The sequence below is a fragment of the Streptomyces sp. NPDC088553 genome (assembly GCF_044752965.1).
Classification (GTDB): Bacteria; Actinomycetota; Actinomycetes; order Streptomycetales; family Streptomycetaceae; genus Streptomyces.
In genome coordinates this window covers 274,255-296,386 of record NZ_JBIVMG010000001.1, presented here as the reverse complement: position 1 = coordinate 296,386, position 22,132 = coordinate 274,255, and the positions used below count along the sequence as shown (strand labels likewise).

The 22,132-nt window shown below is 71.8% G+C and carries 19 protein-coding genes; 13 read left to right on the top strand and 6 right to left on the bottom strand.

Translation table 11 applies throughout. The annotated features are described in order from the left end of the window. Window positions 1–157: 157 nt before the first annotated feature. The 4 genes from bla to ACIP8Z_RS01355 all read right to left on the bottom strand — a co-directional run bounded on the left by bla (window position 158) and on the right by ACIP8Z_RS01355 (window position 3,963). Window positions 158–1,075, bottom strand: a complete 918-nt coding sequence (gene bla / locus ACIP8Z_RS01370) for a class A beta-lactamase (protein WP_402077247.1) — start codon at window positions 1,073–1,075, stop codon at window positions 158–160. A gap of 100 nt (window positions 1,076–1,175) precedes the next feature. Further along, complete coding sequence (locus tag ACIP8Z_RS01365; protein WP_402077246.1) at window positions 1,176–1,868, bottom strand: VOC family protein; 693 nt, start codon at window positions 1,866–1,868, stop codon at window positions 1,176–1,178. Window positions 1,869–1,979: 111 nt separating this feature from the next. After that, on the bottom strand, window positions 1,980–2,603 hold the full coding sequence (thpR, locus tag ACIP8Z_RS01360; protein ID WP_402077244.1) for an RNA 2',3'-cyclic phosphodiesterase: 624 nt from the start codon (window positions 2,601–2,603) through the stop codon (window positions 1,980–1,982). Window positions 2,604–2,724: 121 nt separating this feature from the next. After that, the gene (locus ACIP8Z_RS01355; protein WP_402077241.1) at window positions 2,725–3,963 is read right to left on the bottom strand and encodes a serine hydrolase domain-containing protein; all 1,239 of its coding nucleotides are present in this window, start codon (window positions 3,961–3,963) and stop codon (window positions 2,725–2,727) included. 404 nt (window positions 3,964–4,367) lie between these two features. Here ACIP8Z_RS01355 and ACIP8Z_RS01350 point away from each other — a divergent pair, with 404 nt between their 5' ends. Further along, on the top strand, window positions 4,368–6,347 hold the full coding sequence (locus ACIP8Z_RS01350) for a calcium-binding protein (protein ID WP_402077238.1): 1,980 nt from the start codon (window positions 4,368–4,370) through the stop codon (window positions 6,345–6,347). Window positions 6,348–6,394: 47 nt separating this feature from the next. Here ACIP8Z_RS01350 and ACIP8Z_RS01345 read toward each other — a convergent pair whose 3' ends face one another. Next, a complete protein-coding gene (locus ACIP8Z_RS01345; protein ID WP_402077236.1) occupies window positions 6,395–7,018 on the bottom strand; it encodes an SGNH/GDSL hydrolase family protein in 624 nt (207 codons plus the stop codon). Window positions 7,019–7,031: 13 nt separating this feature from the next. Then, a complete protein-coding gene (locus ACIP8Z_RS01340) occupies window positions 7,032–7,892 on the bottom strand; it encodes a fumarylacetoacetate hydrolase family protein (protein WP_402077233.1) in 861 nt (286 codons plus the stop codon). Between the two features lie 152 nt (window positions 7,893–8,044). Here ACIP8Z_RS01340 and ACIP8Z_RS01335 point away from each other — a divergent pair, with 152 nt between their 5' ends. The 12 genes from ACIP8Z_RS01335 to ACIP8Z_RS01280 all read left to right on the top strand — a co-directional run bounded on the left by ACIP8Z_RS01335 (window position 8,045) and on the right by ACIP8Z_RS01280 (window position 22,055). Continuing rightward, window positions 8,045–9,055, top strand: coding sequence for a hydroxyacid dehydrogenase (locus tag ACIP8Z_RS01335; RefSeq protein ID WP_402077230.1), 1,011 nt, complete (start codon window positions 8,045–8,047; stop codon window positions 9,053–9,055). A gap of 300 nt (window positions 9,056–9,355) precedes the next feature. Next, entirely contained in the window at window positions 9,356–10,681 is a 1,326-nt protein-coding gene (locus tag ACIP8Z_RS01330; protein WP_402077228.1) for an extracellular solute-binding protein, read from the top strand. Further along, window positions 10,678–11,673 carry a carbohydrate ABC transporter permease gene (locus tag ACIP8Z_RS01325; protein ID WP_402077225.1) on the top strand — a complete coding sequence of 332 codons (996 nt, stop codon included), beginning with the start codon at window positions 10,678–10,680 and terminating at the stop codon, window positions 11,671–11,673. Before ACIP8Z_RS01330 ends, ACIP8Z_RS01325 begins: the two co-directional genes overlap by 4 nt. Next, window positions 11,670–12,536: a carbohydrate ABC transporter permease gene (locus ACIP8Z_RS01320; RefSeq protein ID WP_402077223.1), complete on the top strand. Its 867-nt coding sequence runs from the start codon at window positions 11,670–11,672 to the stop codon at window positions 12,534–12,536. The genes ACIP8Z_RS01325 and ACIP8Z_RS01320 overlap by 4 nt, the downstream gene beginning before the upstream one ends. Before the next feature lie 38 nt (window positions 12,537–12,574). Further along, a complete protein-coding gene (locus ACIP8Z_RS01315) occupies window positions 12,575–13,582 on the top strand; it encodes a 5-dehydro-4-deoxyglucarate dehydratase (protein ID WP_402077221.1) in 1,008 nt (335 codons plus the stop codon). Then, window positions 13,579–14,847, top strand: coding sequence for an enolase C-terminal domain-like protein (locus ACIP8Z_RS01310; protein WP_402077219.1), 1,269 nt, complete (start codon window positions 13,579–13,581; stop codon window positions 14,845–14,847). The genes ACIP8Z_RS01315 and ACIP8Z_RS01310 overlap by 4 nt, the downstream gene beginning before the upstream one ends. A 53-nt stretch (window positions 14,848–14,900) precedes the next feature. Then, window positions 14,901–16,232: an alpha-L-fucosidase gene (locus tag ACIP8Z_RS01305; RefSeq protein WP_402077217.1), complete on the top strand. Its 1,332-nt coding sequence runs from the start codon at window positions 14,901–14,903 to the stop codon at window positions 16,230–16,232. Window positions 16,233–16,285: 53 nt separating this feature from the next. Then, window positions 16,286–17,746, top strand: a complete 1,461-nt coding sequence (locus ACIP8Z_RS01300; RefSeq protein ID WP_402077215.1) for a polysaccharide lyase 6 family protein — start codon at window positions 16,286–16,288, stop codon at window positions 17,744–17,746. Between the two features lie 96 nt (window positions 17,747–17,842). Then, window positions 17,843–18,514: a FadR/GntR family transcriptional regulator gene (locus tag ACIP8Z_RS01295; RefSeq protein WP_319312604.1), complete on the top strand. Its 672-nt coding sequence runs from the start codon at window positions 17,843–17,845 to the stop codon at window positions 18,512–18,514. 312 nt (window positions 18,515–18,826) lie between these two features. After that, complete coding sequence (locus ACIP8Z_RS01290) at window positions 18,827–20,155, top strand: enolase C-terminal domain-like protein (RefSeq protein WP_402078853.1); 1,329 nt, start codon at window positions 18,827–18,829, stop codon at window positions 20,153–20,155. Then, entirely contained in the window at window positions 20,152–20,913 is a 762-nt protein-coding gene (locus tag ACIP8Z_RS01285) for an SDR family NAD(P)-dependent oxidoreductase (protein WP_402077213.1), read from the top strand. The genes ACIP8Z_RS01290 and ACIP8Z_RS01285 overlap by 4 nt, the downstream gene beginning before the upstream one ends. Continuing rightward, window positions 20,910–22,055, top strand: a complete 1,146-nt coding sequence (locus ACIP8Z_RS01280; protein ID WP_402077211.1) for an aldo/keto reductase — start codon at window positions 20,910–20,912, stop codon at window positions 22,053–22,055. Before ACIP8Z_RS01285 ends, ACIP8Z_RS01280 begins: the two co-directional genes overlap by 4 nt. Window positions 22,056–22,132: the final 77 nt, after the last annotated feature.

Sequence of the window (22,132 nt, the reverse complement as noted above, 5' to 3'; positions counted from 1 at the left end):
CCGAGGTGCACAGAGTGCGACGGCAGGCCGTTAGCCCGCAGTCACCTCACGAATCCGAAAAGAAACCATGTTCTCGGATCACCTCCTTTCAGCGTGTGACCACAGCCTAGGAAAGCCCGCGGCGACGCTCAAGCGATTTATTCGAGCACTTTTCTGATCAGCCGAGTTCCGCCGCCACCAGCGCGGCCGCGTCGGCCACCAGCGGATCGACGGGCGCCGCGTCCTCCACGAAACGCGTGGTCAGCACGGTGAGCACGATCGGGCCGCCGCCCGGCGGCCAGGTGACGCCGGCGTCGTTGTTGCCGCCGTAGCGACCGCCGCCGGTCTTGTCGGCGAGGACCCAGTCGTCGGGCAGACCCTTGCGGAACCGCTCACCGCTGGTCGTGTTTCCGAGCATCCACTCCGTCAGCCGCTCCCGGTCCCGGCGCGGGAGCGCGTCGCCGAGGATGAGGCGCCCATAGCTCCGTCCGATGGCGCGGGGCGTCGAGGTGTCGGTCTCGCGCCACGGCTCCGCCGAGTTCAGCTCGGGCTCCCAGCGGTCGAGCCGGGTCGTACGGTCGCCGATCGACCGGGCGAACCGGGTGACGGCGGTCGGACCGCCCAGCTCACGGAGGAGCAGATTCGCGGCGGTGTTGTCGCTGAAGCGCAGCGTGGCGTCGCACAGCTCGGCGACGGTCATCCCGTGGGCGAGGTTCTCGGGCAGTTCCGTCCTGGGGGACCAGCCGGACCGCTCGACGTCCGCCGCCGTGTACCGGATGCGCCGCGCGAGGAACGATCCGTCGTGGTCGAGGTCGCGCAGCACGGCCGAGACGGCGAAGGTCTTGAAGACCGAGCACATCGGGAAGCGTTCGTCGGCGCGGTACGCCACGGAGCGCCCGGTCCGCACGTCGTGGGCGAACACCCCGAGCCGTGCGGAGTGCCGCTCCTCCAGCTCCCGAAGCCGGGCGACGAGGTCCGCCCCGGCGGGCGTGGAGGCGTACGCCGTCCCGCCGAGCGGTAACGCGACGGCGAGCGCGGCACCGGCACCGAGGCCGAGGACACTGCGACGGGACGGGCTGAAACCTGTGATGGACAAGGTGATTCCCTTTCCGGAGCGATCACTGCGCAGGGAAACACGCACAGGAGCCCCGGACCGGTTTCGACAAGTACCTCTTCGGAAGGTCGCGCGGCCGGTGTCAGCCGTCCCGCCCCTGCCACGTCGTGATGCAGACCTCGTTGCCCTCGCGGTCGGCCAGGACCCAGAACGCCGGGGCCCGATCCTCGGACACGAGACGCCCGCCCGCCGTCAGCGCGGCGTCGATCCTCCGCGGCGCCTCGTCGTGCGGCACGCAGAGGTCGAAGTGGACGCGGTTGCGCTGCGGACGCGGAACATCCATCTGCTGGAACCACACCGCCGGGCCCTGCCAGAGGGGATCGACGAGCGCGTCGGTGGGGCCGTCGCGACCCGGCTCGTCCGCGTACCCGAGGAGCGCCTTCCAGAACGGCCGGATCGCGGCGATGTCGAGCGCGTCGATCGCGATCTCCAGGAGCTGGAGCGACCGCGGTGCCCCCGTCGCGATCTCGGGTTCGGTGCGCAGCCCAAGGCCGCCGACGGCGGTGGACACCCGGTGCGCGAGTTCGACGTCCAGGGTGGTGACGCCCGCGTGCTCGGCGGACTGCAGCGTCAGAAGGATCCGCCCGGGCCGGATGTCGAGGGCCAGGTGCCGGTCGGCGTCGTCACCGCACGCGGCGACCACGAGCGCCGCGACGTCCGCCGCCTGCGCCAGCGACCCGACCGGGACGGCCGTGCGGAGGCCGCCCAGCAGATAGCGCCAACCCGAATCGCCGACCGCGGCCGAGGCGCGCGAGCCGTTCAGTGTCGTCTCCATACCGGGCATCCTCGCAGCCGAGGCACCGAGGTGATGAGCCATCAGGGAAACTGGCTGATGGGTGTCAACAGCCTTGTCCACCAGCAGGGTTGCCGTGCCACCAGGGTGAGATCAGCGCCCGTCGAACGTCCAGGCCTCGATGTCGCGGTACCGGATCGGCCCCGGGCCCCGGCCGAAGTCGCTGGCCACCAGGTGGAGCCGCTCGGCCCGCCAGGGGCGACCGGCGAAGCCGACGAGACCTGCCGCCACGTCCACCACGCTCGACTGGTCGTCGCGGCGGGCGCGGGCCAGCGTCAGATGGGGCCGCAGCGGCCGGTCCTCGAAGGGGATGCCGCACTCCTTGACCACACCGCGCACGTCGGCGGCGAGCCGGTGCAGTCCGTCGACGTCCCCCTCGATCCCGCTCCACAGCACCCGCTCGTCGAAGTGGCCGCCGCCCCGCAACGCCAGCTCCACCGGTCCGCGCGACGCCGCGAGGTCCGCGAGCGGCGGCCGGAGCAGCGGAACGGTCTCGACCGGCAGCTCACCGAGGAACGCCAGGGTGATGTGCCAGTCCTCGATGCGGTTCCACCGCATCCGGGGGTACGCGTCGTACGCGGGGCGGAGCTCCCGCTCCAGCTCGTCCTTCGCCTCGTCGGGCGGGGCGAGGGCGATGAAGACGCGAACCGTCCCCGCCCGGTCCCGGCCTCGCTCGCCCCCACCGGGCTCCGTCCCCTGCCCCCGTGCCTCAGTCATGTTCCGTTTCCCTGCTCGCCCTGCTCGCCCTGCTTGACCTGCGCCCGGCGAGGCCGGTGGCCGTGTCCGATGTGAGGGTACGCGGTGTCCGGGCGTCCCCCGTCCCTGGGGACCCCGGCCTTCAGCGCGCGAACAGGGCGCCGACGAGACGCTGGGCGACCGCCGGGGCGCCGTTCCCGGACGCTGTCGAGGTGCCCGTCGCGTACACCGCGCGCAGGTTCAGGTCGCGGGTGGCGAAGACACCGCTCCGGTAACCCATGTCCGAGCCCGTCTTGCCCCACAGGACCGAGCCGTCCGGCAGTGGCGTGTACATCAGGCCGACGCTGAAGCAGGCCGTTCCCTTGGCGGGCCCGGTGTTGCAGTTGGAGGTGCCGGCGTAGGGCAGGGGCTTGCCGTCGGGGCCCTTCGGCAGCGCGAACAGCTCGGCGGTCTGGGCCGGTCGCAGCAGTCGCCCGTCGAACATGCCTCTGATGAAGCGGTCCAGGTCGCCCGTGGTGGAGGTCATGCTCGCGGGCAGTCCGCCCTGCACGTTGACGTCGACGAGCCGGCCGTCGCTCCCCGGCTGGTAGCCGGGCAGGTAGGGGCGCGGCACGGGCGTACTGCGGCCGGGCACGGTGGCACGCGTCTCCCGCATCCTGAGCGGTTCGAGGATGCGGGCCGTCACCTCGTGCTGGAACGAGTGCCCGGTGACATCCTCGATGAGCTTCCCGGCGACGCGGTAGCCGAAGGAGTTGTACTCCTGCCGGGTGCCGGGGCTGAAACGCGGGCCGGGAGCCGGCCTGCCCTCCGGGCGGAGCGTCTGCCGTATCGCCTCGTCGAAGGTGATGTAGTCGAGGCGGCGTTCGATGTCCTCGTCCGGGGACGTGGACGCCGGGGCACCCTCGAACTCCTGGGGCAGGCCGCTGGTGTGGTCGAGCAGCTGCCGTACGGTGACCGGCTCCTTGAACAGGTTCTCCGGCAGCAGCCCGGGGAGATAGTCCTGAACACTCCCGTCCAGGGCGACGCGACCCTCGGCGGAGAGCTGGAGCAGGATCACGGCCTCCATGGGTTTGCTGATGCTGCCGATCCGGAAGTGGGCGTCACGGCTGAGCCGCTGCCCGGTCACGATGTCGCCCGAGGTGCCCCGCCAGGTCTCTCCCTCCCTGTGCACCTGAGCCAGGACACCCGCGGTCCCGTCCTCCGGGCGCACGGTGATCGCCTCGCGCAGGGCGGCACGGTCCAGACCGGGGGCGGCACGGCCCGGACCGGGGCCGTGCGCGCCGGCCCCGGTCGCGGCGAGCGCGGGGGCGGCGGCACCGATCGTCATCGCGGCGGCCAGGGCCAGCGACAGGCGGAACGGCAGGGACGAGTGACGGGGCATGGGGACTCTCCTGGGAAGGTGCTGATCAACTTCTTCGAGTCTTCCCGACCGCCAGGCCCGTTTGGCCAGGGACCACCCCGGCTTCCCCCTGAACCATCCCTGACATCGCATCAGGGGATCAGTTCCCGCCACCGCGGTCCCGCACGGCCATCGGGCACGACGTTCCGGCGCGACCGTCCGGCACGGGGATCGCGCCCCGCGCGCTCCCTCGCGGGGGTGGTTCCCGGGGGCCGGTGGGCGTAGTCCGGCACGGCCCGCGGGAACGGGGCTCGCTCCGGCACGAAGCTGTGCGCTGCTCCCCGTACACCACGAAGACGGAGGTTCGTACGCAGATGACCCACGTACAGCTGAGACCGGCGGTTCGGCGGCGCAGGCCAGGAGGAAGGCCCGGTGGAAGGGCCGGGGTGCCGGCCGCGCTCGGCATGGCGCTCGTCCTCGCGCTGCCCGGCACGGCGCTCGCCGCGCCCGGAGATCTGGATCCGACGTTCGGCCCCGACGGCCGGGTGACGACCGCGATCACCGGGTACGCGGAAGGCCACGACATCGCGCGGCAGGCCGACGGGAGGCTGGTCGTGGTCGGTGTGAGCGAGGCCGGCTTCGCGCTCGCCCGCTACGACACCGACGGCGGGCTCGACACCGGCTTCGGTGGCGACGGCACGGTGACCAGCGACTTCGGCGGTGGCGCGCACACCGCCAACGCCGTCGCGATCCAGCCGTCCGACGGAAAGATCGTCGTGGCGGGCACCACCGAGGTGATCGCGGAGGAGGGCGGCGGCTGCTGCTTCTTCTCCGTGGCCCGGTACAACACCGACGGCAGTCTCGACACGGGCTTCGGCGACGGCGGTCTGGTGCGCGTCGAGGAGTTCGGCGGGTCCGCGGACGGCGCGGACGTGGCCGTCCAGCCCGACGGCAGGATCGTCGCCGTGGGCAAGGGCGCCGGCGGAGGCTTCGCGCTCGTCCGCCTCGGCACCGACGGCACCCTCGACCCCAGCCTCGGCGGTGACGGGGCGGTCGTGGCGGGCTTCACCCCCACCTCGCCGCAGGACGGAGGCGGCATCGCCCGGGGCATGGCGCTCCAGCCGGACGGCAGGATCGTGTCCGTCGGCTACGTGGGCAACACCGCCTTCGACATCGGCGTGGCCCGGTACAACAGCAACGGAACCCTCGACACGAGCTTCAGCGGTGACGGCATGGTGACCGCGGACTTCGGCGGCACCGAGTTCGGCAACGCCGTGGCCGTCCAGCCGGACGGCAGGATCGTCGCCGCGGGTTCGGGCGGCCTCGGTTTCGCCGTCCTCCGCTACGACGCCAACGGAACCCCGGACGTCGGCTTCGGCACGGGCGGCCGTACGTCGGTCAACGCCCCCGGCGACGGAGGCATCGCGTACGGTCTGGCGCTCCAGCAGAACGGCAAGATCGTGCTCGCCGGTCGCGCGGACGACCCGAACAGCTCCGAGGCCAACGACTTCGGCCTGGCCCGTCTCCACGTCAACGGCGCGGTCGACACCGGCTTCGGCGGCGACGGCTTCGTCGTGACCGGCTTCAACGACTTCGACGAGGCGCGCGGGGTGCTCGTCCAGCCCGACGGCAAGATCGTCGCGGCCGGGTACGGAGCGGGATTCGCCTTCGCCCTCGCCCGTTACCAGGGCGGTGACGGCACGACCCCGCCCCCGCCGCGCGCCGACCTGTCGGTGACGAAGACCGGGACGAGCACGGTGAGCATCGGCGACCGCGCCACCTACACGGTGCAGGTCACCAACGCCACGACGTCCACGGCCACCGCGACCGGAGTCTCGCTCTCCGACACGCTCTCCGGAGCCGGTGCGACGCTCATCTCGGCCGTTCCCTCACAGGGCAGCTGTACGACGACCACGACCGGTGCCACCTGCGCCCTCGGCTCCCTGGCCCCGGGCGCCAGCGCGACCGTCACGGTCACGGCCGAACCCCGCGCCGTCGGCACCCTGACCAACGCTGTCGGCGTCAGCGGCTCGCCGCAGGACCCGGTGACCTCCAACAACACGGCCACCGCAACCACGTCGGTGAACAACGCGCGCGGGTGCACCGTCATCGGCACCAGCGCCGCGGAGACCATCAACGGAGGCTTCGGCAACGACGTGATCTGCGGCCTCGGCGGCAACGACACCATCCGGGCGAGCTACGGCAACGACACGGTCCACGGCGGCTTCGGGAACGACAACATCGATGGCGGCTACGGCGACGACACCCTGAACGGGGGCCCGGGCAACGACACCCTGACCGGCACCTACGGCAACGACCGCCTCACCACCACCGACGGCGTCTCGGGCAACGACACCGCCAACGGCGGCGCCGGCACGGACACCTGCACCACCGACCCGGGCGACATCCGCGTCAGCTGCCCCTGAGGCCGCGGGCGTTCACGCCCTCTCTCCTTCGAGTGCCGTCGCCGCCGTCACGGCGACGGCACTTCCACCCCGGCCGCCGCCAGCCACGCGCGCGCGACGACGCGGTGGCCGAGCGCGCTCGGATGGACCCCGTCCGGGGCGAGGGCCGCCGCGCCGTCTACCTCGGCGGCGCGCGCCAGTGCCAGGTCCGTGCGGACCACCGTCGCGCCGTGCGCGGTCGCCGTGCGCAGGACGGCGTCGGTACGGGGCGCGAGGTCCTCGAACCATGTCTCCTGTTCGGGGCCGGCCGGGAGAAGGAACGGCGTCATGACGAACAGCCGGGCGGCACACTTCTCCTCGGCGAGGGTGAGGACGCGGTCGAGTGAGGCCGCGAACTCCGGTACCGGGCTGAGGAGGCCGCTGTCGTAGCGGCGCCAGGTGTCGTTGATGCCGATCAGGACGGTGACGACCGTAGGGTTGAGGGCGAGGACATCGGTGGCCCAGCGTGCCTCCAGGTCGTGGACCCGATGACCGTTGACGCCCTTGTTGACGACGGTCGCGGGGAAGGGCAGGGCCTCGGCGATCATCCGTACGTAGCCGTCGCCGAGGGACCTGGGGTCCTCGCGGTCGCGGCCGGTGTCGGTGACGGAGTCACCGATGAAGAGCAGTCGGTCGTCCTGGGTGAACCGCATGGCGCGTCGCCTCTCAGGCCTGTCGGAAGGTCTGGCGCATGGTACCGAGGCCGTCGATCCCGCACTCGACCACATCGCCGGGCCGCAGGTACGGCCGGGGCTCGGGCCGGCCGAGGGCCACACCGGCCGGGGTGCCGGTGTTGATGACGTCCCCGGGGTACAGGACCATGAACCGGCTGAGATGGCGAATGACGCCGCCGACCGGGAACACCATGTCCGCGGTCGAGCCGTGCTGGCGCTCGACGCCGTTCACCGTCAGCCGGAGCGAGAGCTTCTGCGGGTCGGGGACCTCGTCCGGAGTGACGAGCCACGGGCCGAGCGGGTTGAACGTCTCGCAGCTCTTCCCCTTGTCCCACTGACCGCCCCGCTCCAGCTGGAACGCGCGCTCGGAGACATCGTGCGAGACCGCGTACCCGGCGACGCACGCGAGCGCCTCCTCGTCGCTCTCCAGATACCGGGCGGTCCTGCCGATCACCACGGCCAGCTCGACCTCGTAGTCGGTCTTGACGCTGCCCCGCGGGATCAGCACCTCGTCGTACGGCCCCGAGACCGTCCACGGGTCCTTCATGAAGACCACGGGCTCGGCCGGGAGTTCGGCTTCCGTCTCCTCGGCGTGGTCACGGTAGTTGAGGCCGATGCACACGACCTTCCCGGGCCGCGCGACCGGCGCCCCGACGCGTACGCGGTCACCCGCGACGCCCATGGCCGGCAGGGAGCCTGCCGCCGCGGCCTCGGCGAGCCGGTCGAGCACACCGTCGGCGAGCGAGCGGTGGTCGATGTCGCCGGCGACGCCGGAGGCATCGAGCAGCCCACCGGCTCCGTCCAGGACCGCGACGCGCTCCGCCCCTGCTTCCCCGACCCTCAGCACGCGCATGCCAGCCACCCCTCACCGTAGACATCGGATGTATCGACTCGGGAATGCAAGCAATCGCCCGCAGTTTTGTCCAGCCTTTCGACCGGATCGGACTTGTCATCCGATGTATCGTGTGGCCCGCCGATACCGCCACGCCCCAGGAGGCCGAGTCGATGGCAGCTGCGACAACAACACCCCACGTCCTGCTGGTCATGGAGGAGGAGCGCAGAGCCGATGTCTACCCGGCGCACGTCCTGGAGGACATCGGACGCCTGGCACGCTGGCACGCCCCCGCGCTCACCCGTGACGCCCTTCTCCGTGACCCCGGCGTGCTCGAAGGGGTCGACGTCCTCCTCACCGGCTGGGGAGCCCCGGTGCTCGACGCGGCACTGCTCTCCCGCGCGCCGAGGCTCGACGCGGTGATGGTGGCGGCCGGTTCGGTACGACACCTGACGCCGCCGGAGTTCTGGGCCCGCGGCATCCCCATCGTGTCCGCGGCCGCCGCCAACGCCGTCCCGGTCGCCGAGTTCAGCCTCGCCCAGATCCTGCTCGGCCTGAAACAGGCCCACCGCCTCGGCCGTGAGGCGACGGCCGCCCGCCGCTTCCCGCACGACCCGCGCGTGCCCGGAGGATACGGCTCCCGCGTGGGCCTCCTGGGACTGGGCGAGATCGGCCGGCTCGTCGCCCGGCACCTACGGCACTTCGGCGTCGAGGTGCTCGCCTGCGACCCGGTGATCGACCCGGCCACCGCCGGGGAGATGGGTGTCCGACTGGCGGGAATCGATGAGCTGTTCGCCTCCTGCGACGTCGTGAGCGTCCACGCCCCCCTCCTGCCTGAGACCGAAGGCCTCGTGGGCAAGCGGCTGATGGCACTGCTGCCCGAGGGCGCGACCCTGGTCAACACGGCCCGCGGTGCCGTACTGGACGAGCCGGAGGTCATCGGGGTGCTCCGCGACCGGCCCGACCTCACCGCCGTACTCGATGTGACCTGGCCCGAACCTCCCGCCCCCGACTCGCCGCTCTTCACGCTGCCGAATGTCCTGCTCACCCCGCACCTCGCCGGCGCCATGGGCCGGGAACGCGCCCGCCTGGGTGAGCTCGTACGGGACGAACTGCGGCGGCTGGTACGCGGCGAGCCCCTGCGGCACGCCGTCGCGCCGGCCCAGGCGTCGACCAGGGCGTAGCTGTCCTGTTTCCCATGCCCCGAGCTCTCAGGTCCGCTCAGACATCGGAGCTTTGATCGATGTCTGAGCGATGACCCCCGGGAGCGCTCCCGGCGCCGAGGTGAAGCGCTTCGCCTCTCGATCGCGCTCCCTGACTGCTCAAGTGGGTGATGAGGCCCTCGACTCATACGTGTCATTCAGCGCCCTCAATCGTTTCAACTCTTTTCAGTCATCGGACTATTGACCCTCGTTCGGCCGCGCGTTAGCGTCCCCGGCAAGCGCTTACAGGCCAGCTGCCGACGGCGGCGAACAGGAGTTGTCATGCAGAGAACGCGATGGATCGGTGCGGGTCTCCTCGCCTCGGCGTTGGCCCTGACGAGCTGTACGTCCGGTCCTGCCGGGGCGGACGCCAAGCAGGACGACAAGGCGGAGCTTGAGCTGTGGACCAGGACCACACCCGGCGGCCCCGGCGAGAAGGCCACCCTGCGGCTGGTCGAGGGATTCGAGAAGGCCACCGGACACAAGGTCAAGGTCACGGCGATCTTCGACGACTTCGAGACGAAGCTCCAGCAGCGCGCCGCCCAGCGGCAGTTGCCCGACATCGTCATGAACGACGTCACCCAGCTCGGAGCGATGCACAGCCAGGGGCTCCTCAGGGAGATCGACCTCAGCACGATCAAGAACAGCCAGGACCTCGTCGAGCAGGGCCTGAACTCCGGCAAGAGCGTCGACGGCAAGCAGTACGGCATCCCGTACTCCGCCCAGGCCGGCGCCCTCCTCATCCGCAAGGACTGGCGCGAGAAGCTGAAACTGGAGGCCCCGAAGACCTGGGACGACCTCGCCGCGCTCGCCACCGCCTTCACCACCCGCGACCCCGACGGCAACGGCAAGCAGGACACCTACGGCCTCGCCGCCCCGCTGTCGACGAAGCGCGGCTACGCCTCCTGGTACTTCTCCAACTTCCTCTGGGCCGCCGGCGGGGACTTCATCACCGAGACGGGCAAGGGCACGTACAAGCCGTCGATGACGAGCAAGGAGTCGACGGAGGCCATGCGCTGGTTCCGCGCCCTCGCCTGCGACACGAAGGTCGTCCAGCCCGGCGCCGTCACCATGGACACCCCGCCGACGAACGAGACGTTCGAGGCGGGCAGGACCGGCATGTTCGTCGTCGGCCCCTACCTCATGCCCCGCTTCGACAAGTCCCTCGGCAAGGACACGTACGAGGTCGTCCCCATGCCCAAGGGACCGAAGGACGCCACCGTGCTCGCCGAGGGCGGCACCGTCTATCTCATGGCCGGTTCGGAGAACCACGCAGGACAGGACGCCTTCGCCGGCTACGCCATCTCCGCCGAGGGCCAGAAGCTCGGCATGGAGGGCGTCGACGGCTCCACCGTCCAGCTCCCCGTGAACAAGACGGTCGACGTCACCGAGGTGCGCCCGGACCCCCGCTGGAAGACGTACGCAGACGTCTACCGCTCCTCCGGGCGCTACGCCCCCTCCATCCCCAACTGGACCCCCGTACGGCAGACCACCGCCGAGACCGTCAACGCGCTGATGGCCGACTGCTCCCTCGACCTCGGCGAGAAGCTGCGTGAACTCGACACGAAGCTCGCCGGGATCCTCCAGGAGCAGGGAATCGCCGGATGACGAGCCTCGACCAGGTGAAGGCGGCCGCCGGCCCGGCGCCCGGCTCCACCCCACCCGCCCGGCGCGGGCCGACGCCGACCGCGACAGGAGGAAGCGCGCCGCCCGCCTCCCGCCGGGTGAGGAACCGCCGCGGCGGCAGATGGTGGACGCCGTGGCTCTTCCTCGCCCCGGCCCTGATCCTCTTCCTCTACTTCAAGTTCATCCCCATGGCCAGCGCGCTGACCATGTCCTTCCAGGAAGTCCGGCCCTACCTCGGCAACCGGTGGGTCGGCGGCGAGAACTACGCCACCGTGCTCTCCTCGGACGGTTTCCGCGAGGCCGCCTGGCACACCGTCGTCCTCGCCGTCGGCCAGACCGCCGGCTCGATGCTGCTCGGCCTCACCCTCGCCCTCCTCATGGAAGGACAGGGCCGCAGACTCGGCTTCGTCCGCTCGGCGGCCTTCCTCCCCGTCGTCGTGCCCATCGCGGTGGTCGCCGAACTCTGGCGGATCATGTACCACCCCACCGAGGACGGCATGCTCAACTCCCTCCTCGGCCTGGTCGGGTTCGGCCCGTCCGGATTCATCAACGACCCCGACACCTCGATGGCCTCCCTCATACTCACCGGGATCTGGAGGGGCGCCCCCTACGACATGATGATCTTCCTCGCCGGCCTCGCCGGAGTGGACCGCGGACTGTACGAGGCCGCCAAGGTCGACGGAGCCTCCAGGTTCCAGCGCATCCGCCATGTGACGCTCCCCGGCCTGCGCGCCGTCCTCACCATCCTCTTCATCCTCGCCGCCATCCGGGGCCTGCGCGTCTTCACCGAGGTCTTCCTGCTCACCAACGGCGGCCCCGACGGCTCGACCGAGGTCGTCATGACCGTGATCTACAAACTGGGCCTCGAACAGAACCGGCTCGGTGTCGGCGCCGCCGGAGCCGTCCTGCTGTTCCTGGCGACGCTGCTCCTGACGGTCGGCGTCCACCTGTTCCGACGGAGGGGCAACGAATGAGCGCGCCGACCGAGACCGCCCTCGGGCTGACCGAGAGCCGCAGCGCCGCCGGCCGCGCCCTCAAGCTCCTCACGTACCTCCTCGTCCTCGTGGTGTTCGCGGGACCGCTGCTCGCCCTGCTCGTCGGCGCGTTCAACCACGTCAAGGACCCCACCCAGCTCGGCGTCGTCCCCTCCGACCCCACCGTCGACAACTTCACCGTCGCCTTCGACCAGGGCGTCCTGAAATACCTCCTCAACTCGTTCTTCGTCGTCGGCCTCGGACTGCTCCTCCAGGTCGTCGTCTCCGTCCTCGCGGGCTACGCCCTCGCGAGGAAGCGGTTCCGGGGCATGACCCTCGCGTTCGTCGCGATCCTCGCGACGCTGATGCTGCCCGAGGAGATCCTGGCCATCCCGCTCTCCGTGATCCTCGCCGACCTGCCGGTCGTCCACATCAACCTGATCGGCTCCCTCGCCGGCATGATCGTGCCCGTCGGCGCCTGGGCGTTCTCCATCCTCGTCATGACCGAGTTCATGAAGGAGGTACCGAAGGAGCTGGAGGAGGCGGCACGCATCGACGGCGCCGGAGACCTGCGGATCTTCGCGCAGATCATCCTCCCCATGTGCAGGCCCGCGCTCGGCGTCATCGGAGTCTTCGGCTTCACGATGATCTGGGACCAGTACCTGCTGCCCCTGCTCGTGGCCACCGACTCCTCCTCGTACACCCTGCCGCTCGCCCTGCGCACGCTGCGGGTCGACCCCCTCGTCACCCCCGGCGTGGTGATGGCCGCGTCGCTGCTCGCCCTGCTGCCGTCCGTCATCGTCTTCCTCTTCTTCCAGCGCTCCTTCGTCCACGGCCTGTCCAGCGGCGCCCTCAAGGGCTGACCCGAACGGCGCCGACCCCTCCGAAAGGACCACCTCCCGTGATCCCGTCCGGCCTGATGTCCTTCCCGCTCACGCCGTTCACCCCCGCCGACGAGGTGAACCCGAGCGTGTTCGCCGACCACATCGAGGACCAGCTCGCCCACGGCCCCGCCGCGCTCTTCGTCGCCTGCGGCACGGGGGAGTACTCCTCGCTCAGCGCCCCCGAGTACGCCGAGGTCGTCCGGCACGCCGTACGCGTCGTCGCCGGCCGCGTGCCCGTCTTCGCCGGCGCCGGGGGCGGCCTCGGCAACGCCCGGGCAGCAGCCGCCGCCGCCTCGGACGCGGGCGTCGACGGGATCCTGCTCCTGCCCCCTTACCTCGTCGGAGGCACCGAGGACGGCTACCTCGCCTACGTGGAGTCCGTCGCCCGCGCCGCACGCCTCCCCGTCCTCGTCTACCGGCGCGGCCTCGCCAGGATCGGCGCGTCCACCGCCCTCCGGCTCCTCTCCGTGCCCCAGGTCGCCGGCATCAAGGAGGGCGACGGAGACCTGGACTCGATGGCCCGCATGGTCACCGCCGTACGCACCAGCGGCCACCCCCGCGCCGAGACCTTCGCCTTCCTCAACGGACTGCCCACCGCCGAGGTCAGCGCGACCGCCTGCCGGGCCATCGGCATCCGCGACTACTCCTCCGCCGTCCTCTGCTTCGCCCCCGACATCGCCCGCGCCTTCCACACGGCCCTCACGACCGGCGACACCGCCACCACCGGCCGGCTCCTCGCCGACTTCTACCTGCCGCTGACCGCCCTGCGCGACCAGGTCCCCGGATACGCCGTCTCCCTCGTCAAGGCCGGAGCCCGCCTGCGCTCGCTCGACGTCGGCCATGTCCGGGCACCCCTGGTGGACGCGGCACCCGACCACGTCGACCAGCTGAAGGACCTCCTGGCCCGGGGCCGGCGCACACTGGCCGAAGCGACGGGCGGCGGCGCCGGGTCCCCCGTGACGGAAGGCGCCGGCGCCGGACTCGCGCCGGGACAAGGCGCCCCCGCCGTGGCGGTCGCCTCATGAAGGTCACCTCCGTCGTCGTCACCCCCGTCGCCTTCGCCGACCCGCCGCTGCTCAACGCCGTCGGCGTCCACGAGCCGTACGCCCTGCGCGCGGTGGTGGAGGTCAGGACCGACACCGGCGCGTACGGCCTGGGCGAGAGCTACGGCGACGCCGCCCACCTCGAACTGCTCCGCGCCGTCGCCGACGACCTGCCCGGCCTCGACCCCTTCGACCTGAACGCGCTGTCCCGGCGAGTCGAAGCGATCGTCGGCGGCCGGGTGGCGCGCGACGCCCACGGCCTCATCGGCGAGGGCGGGGCGGCCAAGACGGTCGCGAGCGTCACCTCCCCGTTCGAGGTGGCCTGCCACGACCTCCAGGGCAAACACCTCGGCAGGCCCGTCTCCGACCTCCTCGGCGGCGCCACCCGCGCCCGGATCGACTTCTGCGGCTACCTGTTCGCGAAATGGGCCGCGCACCCCGGCCACGAGCCGGACGCGTGGGGGCCGGCCCTCGACCCGGCCGGACTCGTGGCGCAGGCCCGGCTCCTGGCGGACCGCTTCGGCTTCCGCTCGTTCAAGCTCAAGGGCGGCGTCCTCCCTCCGGACGACGAGGTCGCCGCGATCCGTGCCCTGCGCGAGGCGTTCCCGGACCATCCGCTCCGCCTCGACCCCAACGCGAGCTGGGACCCGGAGACCGCCGCCCGGGTGGCCGACGAGCTGACAGGAGTACTGGAGTACCTGGAGGACCCGGTCGCCGGCATCCCCGCCATGGCGGACCTCGCCAGGACCGCCCCGATGCCCCTGGCCACCAACATGTGCGTGGTCACCTGGGAGCACCTCACCGAGGCGATCCCCGCCCGGGCCGTCGGCGTCCTGCTCGGCGACCACCACTTCTGGGGCGGCCTCAAGGCCACCCAGCAACTGGCGACCGCCTGCCACCACTTCGGCATCGGAATGTCCATGCACTCCAACTCCCACCTCGGGATCAGCCTCGCCGCGATGGTCCACCTCGCCGCCGCCACCCCCGCCCTCACCCACGACCTGGACACCCACTGGCCCTGGAAGCGGCCCGAGGACGACGTCGTCACCACACCGTGGACCTTCGCCGACGGCGCGATCACCGTCCCGCGCACACCCGGACTCGGCGTCGAGCTCGACCGCGACGCACTGGACCGGCTGCACGAGCAGTACCTGGCGTGCGGCCTGACCCGCCGCGACGACGCCGGCTACCTGGCCCGCGTCGCCCCCGGCGTACGGCTCCGCGAAGACGTCCACGAACCGGCCTGACGGCGCCGCCGGACCGCCCGCCGCCCCTCCCCACCGCACAGGAACGATGCCCCATGACCTCCACCAGCGCCGACGCCGGCCTCCCCACGGCCCCCTCGCCCGACACGACCTGGTTCACCCACGACCGCTTCGGCATGTTCGTCCACTGGGGCCTCTACTCCCTCGCCGCGCGCCACGAGTGGGTGAAGACCCGGGAGAAGATGACGGACGAGCAGTACCACGTGTACTTCGACCACTTCGACCCCGACCGCTACGACCCGGTCCGGTGGGCGCGGACGGCGAAGGCCGCCGGCATGCGGTACGTCGTCCTGACCACCAAGCACCACGACGGCTTCTGCCTCTGGGACAGCCGGCTCACCGAGTACAAGGTGACGAAGACACCCCACGGCCGCGACCTGGTCGGACCCTTCGTCGAGGCGTGCCGCGCCGAAGGCCTCAAGGTCGGCTTCTACCACTCCCTCATCGACTGGCACCACCCCGCGTTCCCCGTCGACGGAACCCACCCGCGGCGCGACGACGAGGAGTTCAAGGCCGCGGCGGCCGACCGCGACATCCGGGAGTACCAGGAGTACCTGCACGGCCAGGTCCGCGAACTGCTCACCGAGTACGGACGCGTCGACTACCTCTTCTTCGACTTCTCCTACGCGGGCCGCGAATGGTGGGGCGGCAAGGGCCCCGACGACTGGGACTCCCCGCGGCTCATGGCGATGGTCCGCGACCTCCAGCCGCACATCCTGGTCAACGACCGGGCCGGCCTCCCCGGGGACTTCGTCACGCCCGAGCAGTACCAGCCGTCCGCCCCGATGACCGTCGACGGCCGTCCCGTCCTGTGGGAGGCGTGCCAGACCCTCAACGGAAGCTGGGGCTACGACCGCGACAACCTCGACCACAAGAGCCCCGACCTGCTGATCCGGATGCTCGTCGACGGCGTCTCCAAGGGCGGCAACCTGCTGCTGAACGTCGGCCCCACCGGCCGGGGAGACCTCGACCCGCGCGACACCGCCGCACTCGCCGAGATCGGGCGCTGGACCGACCTGCACGAACGGTCCGTACGCGGCTGCGGCCCCTCCCCGTACACCCCGCCCGCCGACTGCCGGTACACCCAGCGCGGCGACCGGCTCTACGTCCACCTCTTCTCCTGGCCGCTGCGCCATCTGCACCTGCCCGGTCTCGCGGGCCGGGTGCGGTACGCCCAGCTCCTGAACGACGCCTCGGAGATCGTCCAGGAGCCGCTCGACCCCGACCGCCCGGCGATGAACACCCAGATGGGCGGCCAGCCGGCCGGCACCCTCACGCTCCGGCTCCCGGTGCGGCGGCCCGACACACCCGTGCCCGTCATCGAGCTGCACCTGACGGACCCGTCCGGGCCCGGCGCCTCGATGTGACGGGCCGTACGCGTACCACCCATCCGACTCATCCGACCGATCACGGAGGCACCATGCAACGACGCACGTTCCTCACCGGCACCGCGGTAGGGGCGGCAGCCGCCGTCCTGCCCCTCTCCGCCTCCGCGCACGCGGACGCCGCCCGGCGCAAGCCCGCGCGCCCCCTGGGTCCCACCGTCGACGTCGGCTCCCTGGACGACCTCCAGGACGCGATCGACGCGGCGGGACCGGGCACCCGCATCGTCGTCGCGAACGGCACCTACACCGTCCCCGCCGCCAAGCCCCTCACCATCACCGGCAAGCACGGTTCTCGCACCGCGCCGATCACCGTCGTCGCCGCGTCACGGGGCGGCGTCGTGCTGCGCGGCGAGCGGAGCTTCGTCCTCGACGCGTCCAGCAACGTGACCGTGAGCGGTTTCTCCTTCCGCCAGAGCACCACTCTGGAGATCCCGCCGACCTGCACGTACATCCGGCTCACCCGCAACGACTTCCAGCTCGCGGACATCGAGGGCCTGCACTGGGTCATGGTGCGCGGCGACGAGGCCGTGATCGACCGCAACCACTTCCACGGCAAGACCACGCTCGGCATCTTCCTCGGCGTCGAGGGCGCGGGCAGCGAGGCCATGGCCCAGGGTGTGCACATCCACCGCAATCACTTCTCCGACCACAGCTTCACCGGCGCCAACGGCGGCGAACCGATCCGGCTCGGCGTCAGCCCCCGTGCCCTGTCCAGCGCGCACGCCCTCGTCGAGTACAACCTGTTCGAGCGGGCCGACGGCGACCCCGAGGCCATCTCCGTCAAGAGCTCCGACAACGTCATCCGCTACAACACGATCCGCGACAGCCTCGGTGGCATCGTCCTGCGCCACGGCAACGGCACCCGCGTCGACAGCAACTACCTCATCGGCGGCGAGGAGGGCATACGGATCTACGGCAACGACCACGTCATCGTCAACAACTACCTGGCCGGCCTCGGCGGGCGGGCGATGGTCATCGGCAGCGGGACGGAACGCGACCACGTCCCCGGCGAATCGCCCGAGGCCCGCCGGGGCAACGACGCACCCGACCGCGTCCTCATCGCCCACAACACCCTCCTCGACAACGCGGGCGGCGCGCTCTCGGGCGAGAGCCACCGCCCGCACGAACCCCGCGACGTCACCATCGCCGACAACCTCCTTGTCGGCCAGACCGGCAGCCTGGTGGAGATGGCGACCACGGTCCGCTTCACCTGGCAGAGCAACATCCTGTTCGGCGCGGCGGCCGACGGGAACATCCCCGCCGGCGGATTCGTGCGGGCCGATCCCCGCCTGGTACGGGGCTCCGACGGGGTGTACCGCCTGTCGAGCACGAGCCGGGCGATCGGCGCGGCCACGCTCTCCCCGGCGCCCGTCACCCACGACATCGACGGCGACGCGCGGGGCGGTGTGCGCGACGTCGGCGCCGACGAGTACGCGACGGCGGCGCCGATCCGCCGGCCGCTGACCCCGGCGGACGTGGGCCCCCACGCCCGCTGACGGAGAAGGGGGAGCGGAGGAGGGGAGGAGGACCCTGCAGTAGGGTGGCGCCCAGCAGACACATCCGATGTATTTGGCCTTGCACAGGAGGACGCCTTGGCAGTGACGGACGAGGCGATCGGCAAGATCAAGGAGATGATCGTCTCCGGCGCCCTGCGCCCGGGGGACCGGCTGCCCAAGGAGGCCGACCTCGCCGCCGAACTGGGTCTGTCGCGCAACTCCCTGCGCGAGGCCGTGAAGGCGTTGTCCCTGCTGAACATCCTCGACGTACGGCAGGGCGACGGGACGTACGTCTCCAGCCTCGAACCGCCGCTGCTGCTCGAAGCGGTGTCGTTCGTCCTGGACTTCCACCAGGACGACCAGGCGCTCCAGGCCCTGAAGGTACGGGGCATCCTGGAGCCGGCGGCGACCGCGCTGGCGGCGGAGCGCATCCCCGAGGCCGAGATCAGGGAGCTCGGGGAGCTCCTCGACCGGCTCGGCGACGCGCCGAGCCTGGACGAACTCGTCGCCAGCGACCTGGAGTTCCACCGGCGCATCGCGGCGGCCTCCGGGATTCCCCTGCTCTGCTCGCTCCTCGACAGCATCTCCGGGGCCACCGTACGGGCGCGGCTGTGGCGCGGCATCACCGAGGAGACGGCCGTGGCGCGGACCCTGTCGGAGCACCGGGCGATCCTGGACGCGCTCGCGGCACGGGACGCGCGGACGGCGGAGGCCTGGGCGACGATCCACATCTCCAATGTCGTCCGCTGGCTCGACAGCGTGCTCTGACCTGCTGTTACGCCTCCTTCCTCCGCCTCCACCGCCAGTGATGCACGACGAGGGCGGGCGCTCCCCGGGAGCGCCCGCCCTCGTCGTCGTGCCGTGCGCGTCGCCGTTCTCCAGGGCCGAGAAACATCCGATGTCTACTTGCCTCACCTCTCGCGAGCGCCGTATCGTTCTCGCTCAATAGGCCAATCACCCGATCTGTGCTGATGGTTGGGGCTGCTCCGTGTCGGTCGGGCAGACGAAGCCGAACACCGAGCAAGCAGCCCAGGTGTGAAAGGAACCCCGTTGTCCACTGACATCACGCGGGTCATCGCGATGGACACCTACGACATCCGTTTCCCGACCTCCCGCCAACTCGACGGGTCCGACGCGATGAACCCGGACCCCGACTACTCCGCGGCCTACCTCGTCCTGCGCACGAACGAGCCCGACGGCCCCACGGGACACGGCTTCACCTTCACCATCGGGCGTGGCAACGATGTCCAGGTCGCGGCGATCGAAGCGCTGCGCCCCCACGTCATCGGCCGGTCCGTGGAGGACCTCTGCGCCGACCCCGGCCTCGTCAGCCGGGCACTGATCGGCGACAGCCAGCTCCGCTGGCTCGGCCCCGAGAAGGGCGTCATGCACATGGCCGTCGGGGCCGTGGTCAACGCCGTATGGGACCTGGCCGCGAAGCGGCAGCGGAAGCCGCTGTGGAAACTGCTCGCCGACGCCGACCCCGAGTGGCTCGTCTCGCAGGTCGACTTCCGTTACATCACCGACGCCCTCACGCCCGAGGAGGCCCTCGACCTCCTCCGGCACGGCAAGGACGGGCGCGCCGAGCGCGAGAGCGTCCTGCGGACCCGGGGCTACCCCGCGTACACGACATCGCCCGGCTGGCTCGGCTACTCCGACGAGAAGCTGACCCGACTCGCCGAGGAAGCGGTGGCGGCGGGCTTCACCCAGATCAAGCTGAAGGTCGGCGCCGACCTCGCGGACGACGTCCGCCGCTGCCGGGCCGCCCGCGCGGCCGTCGGCACGGACGTCCGCCTGGCCGTCGACGCCAACCAGCGGTGGAACGTCGCCGAGGCCATCGAATGGACCCGGGCGCTCGCCGAGTTCGACCCCTACTGGATCGAGGAGCCGACCAGCCCGGACGACATCCTCGGGCACGCGCGCGTGCGGGCCGCCGTCGCCCCCGTCAAGGTGGCGACGGGCGAGCACGTACAGAACCGCATCGTGTTCAAGCAGCTCCTCCAGGCGAACGCCGTCGACATCGTCCAGCTCGACGCGGCCCGGGTCGGCGGCGTGAACGAGAACCTCGCCATACTGCTCCTCGCCGCCAAGTTCGGGGTACCCGTCTGCCCGCACGCCGGCGGGGTCGGACTGTGCGAACTGGTCCAGCACCTGGCGATGTTCGACTTCGTGGCGCTCAGCGGAACCACCGAGGACCGGGTGATCGAGTTCGTCGACCATCTGCACGAGCACTTCGCCCACCCGGCCGTCATACGCGACGGCGCCTACACGGCGCCCCTCGCCCCCGGATTCTCGGCCGACATGCACCAGGCCTCCCTCGCCACGTTCGTCTACCCCCACGGCACGTTCTGGGCCGCCGACCTGGCGGGACCGCTCGTCGTCGACGTCACCGCGGAGGTGACCGCATGACCGCGTTCCCGCTCGCCGGCCTCCGGGCCGTCGTCACCGGCGGCGCCTCCGGCATCGGACGCGCCGTCGCCCGCCTCCTCGACGCGCAGGGCGCCGCCGTCGCCGTCCTCGACCTCGACCCGGCGGCCGCGCCCGGCACCATCACCGCCCTCCGCGCGGATGTCGCCGACGACACCTCGGTACGCGAGGCCGTCGCGGCGGCCGCCGCGACGCTCGGCGGAATCGACATCCTCGTCAACAACGCGGGCATCGGCGCCGCCGGCACCGTCGAGGACAACCCCGACGACCAGTGGCACGGCGTCCTCGACGTCAATCTCCTCGGTGTCGTCCGCACCACCCGCGCCGCCCTGCCCCACCTGCGCCGCTCGGAACACGCCGCCGTCGTCAACATCTGCTCCATCGCCGCCACCGCGGGCCTCCCGCAGCGAGCCCTGTACTCGGCGAGCAAGGGGGCGGTCCTCTCCCTGACCCTCGCCATGGCCGCCGACCACGTCCGGGAGGGCATCCGGGTCAACTGCGTCAACCCGGGGACCGTGGACACCCCGTGGGTCGCCCGCCTGCTCGACGCGGCGCCGGACCCGGAGGCCGAGCGCGCGGCACTCAGCGCCCGCCAGCCCACCGGCCGACTCGTCGGGGCCGACGAGGTCGCGGCGGCCGTCGTCTACCTCGCGTCCCCGGCGGCGGCCTCGGTGACGGGTACGGCCCTCGCCGTCGACGGCGGCATGGCGGGACTCCGCCTCCGGCCGGCGGCCACATGAGCGCGGAGGAAGTGGCTGCGGGCGAACAGGCTGCGGGCGGACGGGCCACGGGCGAACAGGCCACGGACGAACGGGCCACGGGCGAACAGGCCACGGACGGACGCGCCGCCGACCCCGCAGGCCTCCCCCGTGCCCCGCTCGCCCCTGCCCCCCTCACCCGCGTCCCCCTCGGCCGGACCACCGCCTGGACGACGCGACTCGCCTTCGGCGCCGCCGGCATCGGCAACCTCTACAGCACCGTCACCGACGAGGACGCGAACCGAACCCTCGCGACCGCCTGGGACCGCGGCATCCGCTCCTTCGACACCGCACCCCACTACGGCCTCGGCCTGTCCGAGCGTCGGCTCGGCGCGTTCCTCCGGGACCGGCCCCGTGACACGTACACCGTCTCGACGAAGGTCGGCCGCCTCCTCGTCCCCGACCCCGGCGCGCCCGGCGACGACCTCGCCCACGGCTTCGCGGTACCCGCCGCGTACCGCAGGGTCTGGGACTTCGGGGCGGACGGCGTCCGGCGCGGCCTGGAGGCGAGCCTGGAGCGGCTCGGGCTCGACCGCGTCGACATCGTGTACCTGCACGACCCCGACGACCACGCCGACCAGGCACTGCGCGAGGCCTACCCCGCCCTGGAACGGCTGCGGGCCGAGGGAGTGGTCCGGGCCATCGGTGTGGGCATGAACCAGACCGCGATCCCCACCCGCTTCGTCACCGAGACCGACCTCGACGTCGTCCTGCTCGCCGGCCGCTACACCCTGCTCGACCGGAGCGGCCTCGCCGAACTGCTGCCGGCCGCGCAGCGCCGCGGCGTGTCGATCGTCGCCGGAGGGGTGTTCAACTCCGGTCTCCTCGCGGATCCGCGGCCGGGCGCCACGTACGACTACGCGGCGGCCCCGCCGGAGACCTTGGCGAGGGCCCTCCGGCTGCGGGAGATCTGCGAGCGCCACGGAGTGCCCCTGAGGGCCGCGGCGGCCCGATTCCCGCTCGGGCATCCCGCCGTGGCGGGCGTCCTCCTCGGCCTGCGCAGCGCGGGGGAGGCGGCGGACGCCGCCGACATGCTGGCCCGTGAGATACCCGAGGCCCTCTGGGAAGAGCTGCGCCGCGAACACGACATCCACGGGTCCGGTCCCGCCCCGGTCGGAGGGTGAGACGCCGATGAGGATCGGACCGTTCATCGCCTGCCCCGACGACACCCTCCCCGGCACCGGCCGGGCGGTCGTGACCG